Origin of the sequence: Mitsuaria sp. CC2, from assembly GCF_048957715.1 — a bacterium.
In the GTDB taxonomy this organism is placed as follows: domain Bacteria; phylum Pseudomonadota; class Gammaproteobacteria; order Burkholderiales; family Burkholderiaceae_C; genus Roseateles.
The window spans coordinates 1-11,986 of the sequence record NZ_JARVXN010000041.1; the positions used below are offsets into that span (position 1 = coordinate 1).

At 60.7% G+C, this 11,986-nt stretch carries 11 protein-coding genes, 1 tRNA gene and 1 pseudogene; 8 read left to right on the plus strand and 5 right to left on the minus strand.

The features are described 5' to 3' along the window. Nucleotides 1-223: 223 nt before the first annotated feature. The 4 genes and pseudogenes from tnpC to PV762_RS25675 form a co-directional block, all read left to right on the plus strand. Complete coding sequence (gene tnpC, locus PV762_RS25660; protein WP_421037983.1) at nucleotides 224-1,696, plus strand: IS66 family transposase; 1,473 nt, start codon at nucleotides 224-226, stop codon at nucleotides 1,694-1,696. A gap of 170 nt (nucleotides 1,697-1,866) precedes the next feature. Further along, a complete protein-coding gene (locus PV762_RS25665; RefSeq protein WP_421037841.1) occupies nucleotides 1,867-3,261 on the plus strand; it encodes an ATP-binding protein in 1,395 nt (464 codons plus the stop codon). Between the two features lie 455 nt (nucleotides 3,262-3,716). Continuing rightward, entirely contained in the window at nucleotides 3,717-4,244 is a 528-nt protein-coding gene (locus PV762_RS25670) for a DUF4238 domain-containing protein (protein ID WP_421037842.1), read from the plus strand. Between the two features lie 186 nt (nucleotides 4,245-4,430). After that, nucleotides 4,431-4,643 (plus strand): annotated as a pseudogene (locus PV762_RS25675) (capsid portal protein); the annotation flags it as partial. Between the two features lie 108 nt (nucleotides 4,644-4,751). On the opposite strand, the gene PV762_RS25680 reads toward PV762_RS25675, so the two are convergent. The 3 genes from PV762_RS25680 to PV762_RS25690 all read right to left on the minus strand — a co-directional run bounded on the left by PV762_RS25680 (nucleotide 4,752) and on the right by PV762_RS25690 (nucleotide 6,963). Continuing rightward, the gene (locus tag PV762_RS25680; protein ID WP_421037843.1) at nucleotides 4,752-5,900 is read right to left on the minus strand and encodes a hypothetical protein; all 1,149 of its coding nucleotides are present in this window, start codon (nucleotides 5,898-5,900) and stop codon (nucleotides 4,752-4,754) included. 428 nt (nucleotides 5,901-6,328) lie between these two features. Continuing rightward, on the minus strand, nucleotides 6,329-6,562 hold the full coding sequence (locus tag PV762_RS25685) for a hypothetical protein (protein WP_421037844.1): 234 nt from the start codon (nucleotides 6,560-6,562) through the stop codon (nucleotides 6,329-6,331). Continuing rightward, the gene (locus tag PV762_RS25690) at nucleotides 6,559-6,963 is read right to left on the minus strand and encodes a hypothetical protein (protein ID WP_421037845.1); all 405 of its coding nucleotides are present in this window, start codon (nucleotides 6,961-6,963) and stop codon (nucleotides 6,559-6,561) included. The genes PV762_RS25685 and PV762_RS25690 overlap by 4 nt, the downstream gene beginning before the upstream one ends. A gap of 622 nt (nucleotides 6,964-7,585) precedes the next feature. Here PV762_RS25690 and PV762_RS25695 point away from each other — a divergent pair. The 4 genes from PV762_RS25695 to PV762_RS25710 all read left to right on the plus strand — a co-directional run bounded on the left by PV762_RS25695 (nucleotide 7,586) and on the right by PV762_RS25710 (nucleotide 10,335). Continuing rightward, nucleotides 7,586-7,825, plus strand: coding sequence for a hypothetical protein (locus PV762_RS25695; RefSeq protein ID WP_421037846.1), 240 nt, complete (start codon nucleotides 7,586-7,588; stop codon nucleotides 7,823-7,825). A gap of 3 nt (nucleotides 7,826-7,828) precedes the next feature. Continuing rightward, nucleotides 7,829-8,569 (plus strand): SOS response-associated peptidase, encoded by a 741-nt coding sequence (locus PV762_RS25700; RefSeq protein WP_421037847.1) that lies wholly within the window; start codon nucleotides 7,829-7,831, stop codon nucleotides 8,567-8,569. A gap of 618 nt (nucleotides 8,570-9,187) precedes the next feature. Beyond that, nucleotides 9,188-9,880, plus strand: coding sequence for a hypothetical protein (locus PV762_RS25705; RefSeq protein ID WP_421037848.1), 693 nt, complete (start codon nucleotides 9,188-9,190; stop codon nucleotides 9,878-9,880). Nucleotides 9,881-9,900: 20 nt separating this feature from the next. Then, nucleotides 9,901-10,335: a hypothetical protein gene (locus PV762_RS25710; RefSeq protein ID WP_421037849.1), complete on the plus strand. Its 435-nt coding sequence runs from the start codon at nucleotides 9,901-9,903 to the stop codon at nucleotides 10,333-10,335. Nucleotides 10,336-10,449: 114 nt separating this feature from the next. Here PV762_RS25710 and PV762_RS25715 read toward each other — a convergent pair. Together PV762_RS25715 and serS are read right to left on the minus strand one after the other, a co-directional pair. Then, nucleotides 10,450-10,537, minus strand: a tRNA-Ser gene (locus tag PV762_RS25715). Nucleotides 10,538-10,641: 104 nt separating this feature from the next. Then, nucleotides 10,642-11,937 (minus strand): serine--tRNA ligase, encoded by a 1,296-nt coding sequence (gene serS / locus PV762_RS25720; RefSeq protein ID WP_421037850.1) that lies wholly within the window; start codon nucleotides 11,935-11,937, stop codon nucleotides 10,642-10,644. Between the last annotated feature and the right edge of the window lie 49 nt (nucleotides 11,938-11,986).

Genomic DNA, 11,986 nt, shown 5'->3' on the forward strand with positions numbered 1-11,986 from the left:
TTCGTCTGGCCCCGCGACGTGACCGGCACGGTGAGCCTGAGCCGCACTCAGTTCGACGCCCTGGTGCTTGGCCTGCCCTGGCAGCACGTCGGCGAAGCCGGCGTCATCACGCTGCTGTAGCTCCGCGTCCATTGCGGCATCTGCCAATGGGCGGCGAGGCCCACGGCGGGCAGCATCACCACTCGTGATTGCCGACGACCTCGACACGCTCGATGTCCACCAACTGCGCGAAGCCCTGCGGGCTGCACGCGCAGAGGGTGCATTCAAGCAGGCCGTCATCCAGAAGCTCACGCACGAGAACGCACTCCTCAAGCGACTGAAGTTCGCTGCGCAGAGCGAGCGCTTCAACGCCGAGCAGAAGAGCCTGCTGGACGAGACGCTGGACAGCGACCTGGCGGCGGTTGCCGCCGAGATTGAGGCACTGCAGCCAAGCCGCGCCGCTGGTGAGCGGCAACAGCCTCGACGAGAGAAGCTGCCGGCGCACCTGCCGCGCCGCGATGTGCGCGATGAACCCGAGAGCACGACCTGCGGCTGCGGCCAGGCCATGCAGCGCATCGGCGAGGACGTCGCCGAGAAGCTGGACTACCAGCCGGGCGTCTTCACGGTGGAGCGTCACATCCGCGGCAAGTGGGTGTGCAAGTGCTGCGAGCGGATCGTGCAGGCGCCCGTCGCCCCGCACATCATCGACAAGGGCCTGCCAACGACTGGCCTGCTGGCCCAGGTGCTGGTCGCCAAGTATCTGGACCACCTGCCGCTCTACCGGCAGGAGGCCATCTTCGAGCGCGCCGGCCACGCCATCGCGCGCTCCACACTGGCCCAGTGGGTCGGCGAGTGCGGCGTGCAGCTGCAGCCGCTGGTGGACGCGCTGGCCGCAGAACTGCGGCGCCAGCCGGTGCTTCACGCCGACGAGACCCCCGTTGCCATGCTCAAGCCCGGCCAAGGCAAGACGCACCGCGCCTACCTGTGGAGCTACTGCAGCACGCAGTTCAGCCCGCTGCAGGCCGTCGTCTTCGACTTCGTTGACAGCCGCGGTGGCCAGCACGCTCGCGACTTCCTCAGACTCCCCGGGACGCCAAGCAAGCCAGCTTGGCAAGGCAAGCTCGTCTGCGACGACTTCGCCGGCTACAGGGCTTGCTTTGAGATGGGCGTGACGGAGGTCGGCTGCATGGCGCACGCGCGGCGCAAGTTCCACGAGCTCTGGGCCAACCACGGCAGCCAAGTAGGCGAGCAGGCGCTGAGTTTCTTCGGGAAGCTCTACGAGGTGGAGCGAGCAGCGGCCAACGCTGACAGCCAAGCCAGGCTTGAAGCCCGCCGAGCAGCACGGCCGCTGGCCGATGCACTGAACCAGTGGTTGCGGCAGCAGCGCCAGCGCGTGCCGGATGGCTCAACCACCGCCAGAGCCATCGACTACAGCCTCAAGCGGTGGGCGGCGCTGACCCGCTACCTCGACGACGGAGACCTTCCTGTCGACAACAACTGGGTCGAGAACCGCATCCGGCCCATCGCCCTGGGACGGCAGAACTGGCTGTTCGCCGGCAGCTTGCGCGCTGGCAAGCGGGCGGCAGCCGTGATGAGCCTCATACACTCCGCGAAGCTCAACGGGCTCGACCCCTACACCTACCTCCGTAGCGTGTTGGAGAGACTGCCGACGCAACGGGCTAGCCAAATCTTTGAGCTACTGCCGTTCCATCCCTAAGTTGTGGATGGAGCGCGGTGACGCCACGACCATAAACTGAAGCACGGGCGCGTCCACATGGACCGTCAGGGCAATGCTACGAAAAAGCTAAAACCTTGTCTCGACCAGTCCAAATACCGCCGCGAATTAGTTCCGACTATCGGGCCGCTTGGTTCAGCGTATTGGGTTACGTGGCTAGTGTCGTGCTGTGGTCTTTGGCGTACGGGGCACGCCTTGCACTTGTAGGAACCCTCCCCGCACAGGGTTTCCCATTCCTCACGTTTTTCCCGGCCGTCATGCTGGCCGCCTATTTTTTTGAGCTCGGCCCCGGACTGCTGTGCGCCGCTCTGAGCGTCGCCGGCGCGTACGCCTCCTTCATTCCCCACTCAGCGGACAGTTTTAGCGGGCTAGAGAAGGGCGACCTGATCGCGCTGGTCTTCTTCAGCTCGGTGTTGCTGGTGGACTGCGTCGTCCTGCATCTACTTCGCCGCTCCCGCAGCCTGGTCGCCGAGCGCGAACGAGACCTGCGGGAGCTGACCGCGAACTCGCCAGATGTACTCACCCGCTTTGACCGCGAATACCGGCACCTGTTCGTCAGCGGTGCCGTCGAGCGCTTGACGGGGAGGCCAACCTCCGACTTCATCGGAAAAACCAATCGCGAACTGGGCATGCCCCCGAAGCTTTGTGACGTATGGGAGGACGCACTGGCGTCTGCTTTCCGGGAAGGCCGCCAGGTATCCCTTCGCTTCGAATATGACGGCGCCGTCTTTGCCGCAACACTGGTCCCCGAGTTTGACCACGACCGGACGGGAGTCAGATCGGTGCTCGGCGTGACACGAGATATTTCCGAGATAGACCGGCACGAGCGCGCCCTGATGGCGCACGATGAGCTCAAGGATCAGATGCTCGCAACCGTCGCCCATGAGCTTCGCAATCCACTCACAACCCTTTCAACTGGCCTTTCATTGCTGGAGCGGTTACCCGACCCTCCTCAGGCTGTAGGCCGAACCATCGCCGCGATGCGGCGCCAGACCACCCAGATGTCGCGTTTGGTCGCGGACCTCATGGACCTCAACCGCATCCGCGCCAACGCCCTGGACTTGAACCGCACCGCTGTCGACTTGAAGGACATCTTGCAAGCCATGCAGGAAGCTTCGCTTGAACTTGCCCGGCGCAAATCAATCAACATTGAGCTGCGCCTCCTCGCGGACGATATGCCGTTGGAAGGCGACGCTGGACGCCTGATTCAGGTGTTCAGCAACGTCGTCACCAACGCCATCAAATTCAGCGAAGCTGGCTCAGAAGTCGTCGTCGAAGCCAAACGAGAGAACGGCGTATATGAAGTGTCAGTGACCGACCGAGGTGCTGGCATTGAGCCGGACATGTTAGAGGCGGTATTCGAGCCGTTTGTGCAAGCTCCAGCTGGCCGCAATCAGCAGTCAGGCTTGGGAATTGGATTGGCCCTTGTTAAACAGATTTTGAGACTGCACGATGGCGACGTCACGGTCGCCAGCCAGGGCCTCGGTAAAGGCTCAACGTTCATTGTCCGGCTGCCCGCGCCCGCCCAGTGCGCAACAAGCGAATAGAGTCACTTCACGAGCACCCCTGACGTGGATGTTGGGGTAGCAAGGTGACTTGGCCGGACGGGTACCACCGTTCGCCCCTGTTTTCCGGAAAGACGGCAGATGCTCTTGGTCCCGATCTTGAAGACTGAAGCGAGCAAAGCCACGTTGGTTCGACGATCGGCGCGCCCGACCAAAAACGCTGCAAAGCTCGCAGCCACGAAAGCTGCGTCACTCGCCGCACATCTGCGGCCGAAGTTTCAATGACCTCGCGCAGGCAGGTTCTCGATCATCACCTCGAAACGCCAGAGTGCACGTGTAGCCATCGACTAAGACTTCTGTTGGCCTGCCCCATGGCCCCATCCATGGCCCCAACTTCCGCTATAGGCTGGTTGCGGAAGCTCACCAGTGACCGTTTTGCGGCCCCGCGCTCAAGGGGTACGGCGCGACGCGACAATCAGCGCCAGGGAGCGAGAACAATGGCCGACGAATTCCGGCACCGTCATCACTACGTCCCGGTTTGGTACCAGCGAGGGTTCCTCGCCGAAGGGCAGACCGGGTTTCAGGTGCTGGATAAACGCCCGGACGTGTTTAAAGACAAGACGGGCAAGGTGCGTGGCCAGGGCCGGAGCATCTTGACCGATCGGAGCCCTGAGTCTTTTTTCTTCGAGAACGACCTCTACACAATCCGCTGGCTTGGCCGCGAGGACGATGTCATCGAGCGCATGCTGTTCGGTGCCATCGATGCCCACGGCGCCATCGCCACCCGGGCCTGGCTCGACGAGGACATGGACGTCATCCACCAGACGTATGGCCAGGTCTACGAGTTCATGGACGCGCTGCGCCTGCGGACTCCCCGAGGGCTTCGATATGTCCGGAAGCTGATGGAGTCCCGGGGGCTACGGCTGGAGAATCAAACCGATGTGATGGTGGCGATGCAGCGGCTGCGGCGCATGCACTGCCTCATGTGGATTCCAAGACCCCAACACTGGCTGGTACAGGTATGACGACTGCCTCCGTGGACGCAGCTTGACCGAGCAGCAGGTCCTTGCGGTCAACTACATCATGAAGACCAGGGCCGACCGCTACGTCGCGGGGAGGTCAAAGGAAGACCTTTTTCCAGAGCTACGCCTGAAGTCCAAGCGGTGGGATACCCTGGCCGCTGGACTGATGCCCCCGACCCGCATGCTGAAGCGCCAGAAAGGCTACCGCCTCAATTGCTCGGCGTCGTCCCTGAAAATACGGGCGGATTTGGCGCGGTTCTGCCTGCAGCGAAAGTTTTTGCACGTAACGAAATTGAGCCCCTTCAGGCACGCTTTACAGTATTAAATGATTGGCTGGAGATGGAATTGGTGCGTTTTGACAAATACGTAATTGAGCAGGTCGGGGGGATGGGGGTTGATTAGATCTAGGGGTAATCTGGTTACTTTCATCGATAGATTTTGCTTTTATTGTCATCCATTTTCGGATGGGACTCTGAACGACTGCTCTGAGGTGCCGTCGAGAATTTTTAATCACTTTTCCTCATTTTTTTCTTTAGCATCCTCGTGAACCTTGGTACCCGATTCCGTGTTTGGTCCGTGGTCATCTTTGTGGGCTGTAGTGCTCAGTCCCTGTTTTGATTGTTCATCATTATTAACTGTGGTGCTGGAAATCGTGACCACCTCGGAGCTTGAGTCGGAATCGTCTGTTGATGCGGGGGAATCCCAGTTTCCCGATATTTCGAAGGTTGTGAAGGTTATGCCCGGCTTTTTTCTTTCTATGTCTGTCGCCCATTTGTGTATTTCTTTTGGCATGGGGCCATACCACCATACCTTCACCCTGCCAGAGACTAGATAATCCTTCTCAACTTGTCCTCTAAGTTCGTTGAGTGTCTTTTTTTCGAATTCCTTGGAATGGCTTGCTGACGGTCTGAATTTTACTTCAATGAGCTTTTCCCCCGAACTTTCTAGCACGTATAGATTCTTCTTGGTTTTCTTTTCTGGCGTTTTGCTAATGATGTCCGCGCTTACGTATTGACGCTCGTCCCCACGAAAAGGCTTTTTGTCGCTTTGATTCTCTTCTCCGCCTAGATACTTGCCTTTTTCAAAGTAGCGTGCGGTAATAATCGCCTGGGCAAGGAAGCCCTTGAATTTCTGGAGGCCGTTCTCGACCGTTGGTATGTTGTCGTACGCGGTACTGAGTTTATTGTATAGATTCTGCAGACCCGCCACAATCCGATTCATTTGGTTGACGTAATCCTTTCTTTCCTGTGGGTCTTTGATGTACTCTTTGTCTGTGCTGTCTTGTGATCTTTCAATCTGGTCGCCAAAATCGGATCTTCGCTCGTCAAGGTAATGTGAAATATTGGAATAAGTTTGCTCAATTCCGTTTGATTCTATGTTGAACTCGCTCGGATTGATATTCTTCTCCTTGATTAGCTGAATCGGACTAGGTCCGTAGGCTTCAGGTGCACGGGTGGTCTTTGCCGGTACTCCAATTAGGTTCTGGATCGAAAGGCGCTGTGCGACGACTCTTGGAGAGCAATCAACACTTGCCTGTAAAACTGAGCGAGCCGTGCGGCGCTGCCCACCTCCAGACGCGCAGTCTGCATCTCGATTTCGCCTGAGGCTTTGGTTGGATATGGGACTGCTTTCGTTTTCACGCGTGCCTTCGTATTCCATTTCTCCACTCCACCTAGAAGAAAAATGTCGTTTAGCGTAAGTGGGAGGGGTCTCGTGGGTGATAGGTGGAATTCTGAAAGTCAGAGGTGGATAATTCCTATTTTTTATTGACTCTGTTCAATGAGTAGATCGTCCTGCAGTTTGGGAGGGGTAGGGTGAAGGCGCTTGCGCACAACGAGATTGGGCCACTGTATGCGCGGATCCGCATGCCGAATGGCTGGATGGGTACGAACTCGTCCGGTTTGTCCGCTAGTTGATTGAGCGGGCCGGAGAATGCAAGGAGTCGTGATACGCGATTTACGTGATCAGGAATGCCCGCGTAAAGATCTAGGTTGACGAACCAGACAGGAGGTGTCCTCAGCCTGTTGTGCAGAAAAAAGCCCGGCGCAAGGCCGGGCGAGTGGGGGGTATTGGCCTGCGCTTCGATTTCAGACGCGCATGTCGTTTAGATCGGTGGTGGCTTGGCTGAGTTGTTGATGCAGGGGGCGATGCAACTGCGCCAGCTGGTCGCTGCGCATGTGGGCTTCACTGATCTTGTCCAGCGGGTCGAACAGACCTTCGAGCCCCAGTTCGGCGGCATTGACAAGGCCGACCAGCTCGGAGAAGGGACGGATGCCCCCGGCAACGCTGCGGCTAGCCGTTGCGACTTGAGGCGCGCTCATTGTTCTGCTCCGTCGATCGGAGCTTCGAAGATCCAGCACCACACTGCGTTGCCCAGGATTGCGCTGTTGACGTTGCGCGTGTCCACGAACCTTGGCGACAAGCTTTGCCGCAATGCCTGCTTCAGCTCGGCTTGCGCCGGCGTCCGCAGCTTGTGCTCAGCCGCGGCCTGCGTGAACTGGCGCATGTTGACTGCGACCAGGCCGGGCGCCTGACGAGTGTGGTTCAGGCGAACCCCCTTCGCTTCGAGCGTCGCGTAGATCTGCCAGAACGAAGTTACCGCTGGCGAGACCCCAGGTAACTCGCAGCCGATGCTGCTGAGGGGCAAGGGAGCTTGGGCGTCCTGGCGGACGTAGGTTTCCTCGAGGATGAATGGCGCTGTGCGCGCCGAGGTGGCTGCCATGAAGGCGGGCCGATGCGACTGACCAGACCCGCTGGCGCGCGCTCGGGACCCCGCCCCGCCCGCGCGCTAAATGGGGCGCTTTCGACGGCAGTGCCGGATGGGCACCGCGCCCGGCACCGTGGGGCTTGGCGCGGTCCAGATGCCCGTCGTCGCGGCGACGGGTTCTGCCGAAGTTTTGCGGTCGCCGCTGGCCCGGGCTGTGGTCGACAGTGATCCCCGCGACGTCGTGGACCACGTGTCCCTCGGTGGCCTTCAGGGAAGCCGCTCGGGAACTCCCTAACCTTCCTAACCGCCCCTGAAAAAGCGAGGTAAGTCGTTGTCCTGTATGCGATTTTCTGATTAGGGTGTGGACCTAATCAGACCTAATCCCCAGCCTAATATTTCCGTAAGTGATTGATTTCAAAGAATAAATTTCCGAACGAAAGTTAAGGTCAAAATTCCTAATCTGATTAGGTTGAGGTTAGAAAAAGGTTAGGGTTGACGTGTGTTCCTAAGCTGTTGATTCAAATGGGAATTTCCGTGTGTCGCCAACTCTGGCTAGGAAGATTAGGGAGTTCCCGACACCGTTCCGATTTTGGAGAAGCAGCTTCCACGAGCCGCCGGCGGCCCCTACAGTCGTCTCATGGACACTGAGAATTTTTGGGCTGATGTCGAGGTCGATGAGACCGAGCGGGGGACCTTCGTCGCGGTCCTTGTGATGGGTTTCGGCGAGGACCCTGACCAGGTCACGCGTGTGCCACTCGCTGGCGAGCACGCGCTGCCGGAGCTGGCCACGAGCGCGGCGATCGACGCGATCGCGTCGATGGCTCTCGAGGGGGAAGCGGACGGCGCCGACGCAGTAGCGCCGTCGGCGGAGGCCTGACCGATGTGCAACCTGTACCGCATGTCGCCGAAGACCGACCTGGAGGTCTACATCCGCCGCCACCTCGCCAAGGTCTGGCTTCCTGACGACCTGGCGAAGCCCTTCGTCGGGCCGTTCGATCCGGGGCTTTTCCTTCGCGTCGACGTCGACGGCGAGCTCGTTGGCGAAGTGGGCCAGTGGGGCCTGATCCGACCAGGCGCGCCGGCGCGCAAGGACATGATCCAGCCGAAGACGATCGCGGGGAAGAAGCCGAGCGCGGCCAGGCCGAGGAGCACGAACAACGCGCGATCGGAGACCGTCGCGACGACCCCCACCTTCCGCGCGGCGTGGGCCGAAGGGCGCCGCTGCCTGATCCCCGCGAGCTGGTATCAGGAGCCGAACTGGGAGACAGGGCGCAACGTGTGGTGGCAGCTCAAGCGAGCTGACGGCCAGCCATGGATGCTGGCTGGCATTTGGAACCACTGGACCGACCCGGAAACCGGCGAGATCGTGCCGTCGTACACCATGCTGACCTGCAACTGCGACGGGCATCCGCTGCTTGGAAGGCTGCACAAGCCTGATCCGAAACTTCCCCCAGATCAGCAGGACAAGCGTGCTGTGGTCCACCTCGAGCCGGCAGCCTGGTCGATCTGGTTGAGCGGATCCGTCGACCAGGCGCGAGATCTGATCCACCCCGCGCCGGCCGAGTTCTTCGATCGGGCGGACGCGATCGCGACGGACGAGCTGCTCGTCGCGGCGAAGTAGATCTCGGCGCCGGCGTGCTCGAGGTCACGTCGCTGACCGACACCTCGAGGCGGTGACGGCCGCACTGTGCATCCGCTGGATATACTGTATGCATATACAGTGTTCACCATGTTGGTCCATGCTCTCCGTCTCCGATCGCGCGGCGTCAAGTTGACGCCGGCGGAGCTGCGCTCCCAGAGACCGCTGACAGGCAGGCTGAGCTTTAACCAGAGCGTTTATCGAGGCCGGGATGAACGTGGCCTGTGGGTGTGCACGTTGATGCCAGTATTGGGCGAATGTGGATGGTCCGTAGAACTGTTCGATGCCCGCATTCTGCGAATCGAGCCGCGCGGGATCTTGGTGGGTGGCGTCGAGGACACCTGGCTTCGGAAGAAGCGCACCAGCTTCACGCAGGTGCTTTGGGCTTGGCCGACGAGCGGTGAGGGCGTAAGGGTGCCTCCGCCCGGTGCAACCTTGGAATCAATGAAATTCGTCGACCAGCTCGCCGAACTGGTCTAGGCACGTGGCCGTGACAGCTCGGCCACCTTGCCCTGCGAGCAGAATGCGCCATCGAAGGAACGACGGTGTCCCCGTCAGAAGATGATGACGGCAACTGGTCCAAGTACGACGGGCGACAGCATGTCGCTGACTGAGTTCGCTGACGTCCTGTTGGGAGTGGTGGTCACTCTATATCGGCAACCTCGTGGAAAGCGGCCAAGCCAAGCTGGGACTGCCGTGCTACTCGATGAGGGAAGCGCAACATTTCTGGTGTCCGCAGCGCACGTCCTGAATGATCCATCAGGACTGTTCTTCTACGTCGAAACGAATCGGGTTCGGGCGATTACAGGCGACCGAATCAAGCGCCGAAACGATTCCGACGGTGCCCTTCACCGGGCCGATCTCGCGACAGTCATGCTGAAGGGATCTGCGCTCCCGCCATATCCCCAAGTGGGCAAGTTCTCTCTCCGGTCGAGCGTTGTAATGCCATTCGATGACGAACTGCTTCCAACCGACCACTTCATGATCACCGGTGTTCCCGCTTCGCGGTCTAGAGCCAATCCGCACAACATGAGTTTGCGCGTCAAGCCGTATGCGCCCATCGTCGCGGCGGCGGCTGGGCAGCATTACGGCTTGGTGGGCGTCACTCCGGACGAGCACTTAGTGTTGCATTTTGATCGGCATGGCCACGAAGACCAGTTCGGCAACCCAGTCGCCGGCATTTCAAGGAACAAGGAAACGCCGCGCGACTTCTACGTGGATGACGAGGTTTGGGCGGCGATGTACGCCGTCGCCGTACCGGAGTTGCAGGATGCGATGGACTCGCCTACCTGACAGGCCAGCGCCCCGGCGACGTGCTGCGCTTCACCGTCCACGACGTGACTTCCACGGAACTGCACGTCAAACAGGGCAAGACCGGGAAGGTGCTCCGCATCCGACTGGCGAGGGATGGCTCCAGAAACTACCTCGGCCAGGTCATCGACCGGATCCGCGCGCGCAAGGTGCGTGGCCTACACCTTCTGATGACCAACAACGGCTTGGCGCTGAACAAAGGAACGCTACGTAAGCGCTTCGTCGCCGCGCGCTTGGAAGCCGTCGCCGCCGCCATGGCCGCTGGCCGGGAGGGACTAGCCGCGCGAGTCCGGCAGTTCCAGTTCCGCGATACGCGGGCCAAGACGGCGAGCGAGCTTGAGCTGGACAAGGCCCGGAAGCTCTTGGGACACACCTCCGAGGAGATCACCGAAATCGTCTACCGGCGCGTCGGCGAACTGGTAGACCCTGCAGGCTGAAGATCGAAATGCGGAAATGACGGTGCGGAAACGACCGTCTTTCCGGACTTTTAGGCAATAAAAAGGCCAGCTCTTTGGCTGGCCTAGTGCGTTGTTTTAAAACGCTTTTCTTATTGGAGGAGAGGGGGGGATTCGAACCCCCGAGACGTTTCCGTCCGCCTGATTTCGAGTCAGGTACATTCAACCACTCTGCCACCTCTCCGGTATTCGGTGATCGCTGTGGTTGTTAGCGACTAAGCCTAAGAGTATAGCGAGGTTTTTGCGGCCTTGGCAAGAACTCCGAAGTGTTTGTGCGAAAGGCGCCGTTCAAGCCTTCAGCACGTCCTTGCCGCCCAGGTACGGACGCAGCGCTTCCGGCACGGTGATGCTGCCGTCGGCCTGCTGATAGTTCTCCAGCACTGCGACCAGCGTGCGCCCCACCGCCAGGCCCGACCCGTTGAGCGTGTGCACCAGCTCGTTCTTGCCTTGGGCGGTCTTGAAACGCGCCTGCATGCGGCGGGCCTGGAAGGCGCCCATGTTCGAGCAGGAGCTGATCTCGCGGTACGTGTTCTGCGCCGGCAGCCAGACCTCCAGGTCGTAGGTCTTCACCGATCCGAAGCCCATGTCGCCCGCGCACAGCAATACCGTGCGGTACGGCAGGCCGAGCTTCTGCAGCACGGCCTCGGCGTGGGCGGTCATCTCTTCGAGCGCGGCCATGCTGTGCTCGGGCTGCTCGATGCGGACCATCTCGACCTTGTCGAACTGGTGCTGGCGGATCATGCCGCGCGTGTCGCGACCGGCCGAACCGGCCTCCGAGCGGAAGCACGGGCTGTGCGCCGTCAGCTTGACCGGCAGTTCGTCGACCGTCAGCACGCTCTCGCGGACCGAGTTGGTCAGCGAGATCTCCGAGGTCGAGATCAGGTACTGCTCGTTCTGCTCGTCGTCGCCCCCGCGCAGGACCCAGAACATGTCTTCCTTGAACTTGGGCAACTGGCCAGTGCCCTCAAGGATCTCGCGGTTGACGATGTAGGGCGTGTAGCACTCGGTGTAGCCGTGCTCCAGCGTCTGCATGTCGAGCATGAACTGCGCGAGCGCGCGATGCAGGCGCGCGACCGGTCCCTTCAGGAAGGCGAAACGCGAGCCCGACAGCTTGGCGCCGAGCTCGAAGTCCAGGCCCAGCGGCGCGCCGAGGTCGACGTGGTCCTTGACCGCGAAGTCGAACTCGCGCGGCTGACCCCAGCGGCGCACCTCGACGTTGCCGGTCTCGTCCGCGCCGGCCGGCACGCTGGTGTCGGGCAGGTTGGGGACGCTCATCAGCATCGCGTTGAGTTCGACCTGGATCACGTCCAGCTTCTCGGCGCCGGCCTTCAGCTCGTCGGCGATGCCGGCGACTTCAGCCATCACGGCGCTGGCGTCTTCGCCCTTGCCCTTCAGCATGCCGACCTGCTTGGACAGCTGGTTGCGCTTGGCCTGCAGTTCCTCGGTGCGGATCTGCACCTGCTTGCGGTCGGTCTCCAGCGCCTTGAAGCGCTCGACGTCCAGGAAGGGTTGGGGGTTCTTGCGCTGTTGGAGGCGCTCGATGACGGCGTCCAGATCCTTGCGCAGCAGGGTGATGTCCAGCATGGTGTGTCTTTCGTGTTCTGCGCCGACGGCGGCCCTCGGAAGGGGGCGT

What these genes read in the sequence shown, in the direction of transcription:
- PV762_RS25670 (WP_421037842.1), top strand. Translation starts at nt 3,717, where the DNA reads ATGGCCGACGAATTCCGGCACCGTCATCACTACGTCCCGGTTTGGTAC.
- PV762_RS25680 (WP_421037843.1), bottom strand. Translation starts at nt 5,900, where the DNA reads ATGGAATACGAAGGCACGCGTGAAAACGAAAGCAGTCCCATATCCAAC.
- PV762_RS25685 (WP_421037844.1), bottom strand. Translation starts at nt 6,562, where the DNA reads ATGAGCGCGCCTCAAGTCGCAACGGCTAGCCGCAGCGTTGCCGGGGGC.
- PV762_RS25690 (WP_421037845.1), bottom strand. Translation starts at nt 6,963, where the DNA reads ATGGCAGCCACCTCGGCGCGCACAGCGCCATTCATCCTCGAGGAAACC.
- PV762_RS25695 (WP_421037846.1), top strand. Translation starts at nt 7,586, where the DNA reads ATGGACACTGAGAATTTTTGGGCTGATGTCGAGGTCGATGAGACCGAG.
- PV762_RS25700 (WP_421037847.1), top strand. Translation starts at nt 7,829, where the DNA reads ATGTGCAACCTGTACCGCATGTCGCCGAAGACCGACCTGGAGGTCTAC.
- PV762_RS25705 (WP_421037848.1), top strand. Translation starts at nt 9,188, where the DNA reads ATGTCGCTGACTGAGTTCGCTGACGTCCTGTTGGGAGTGGTGGTCACT.
- serS (WP_421037850.1), bottom strand. Translation starts at nt 11,937, where the DNA reads ATGCTGGACATCACCCTGCTGCGCAAGGATCTGGACGCCGTCATCGAG.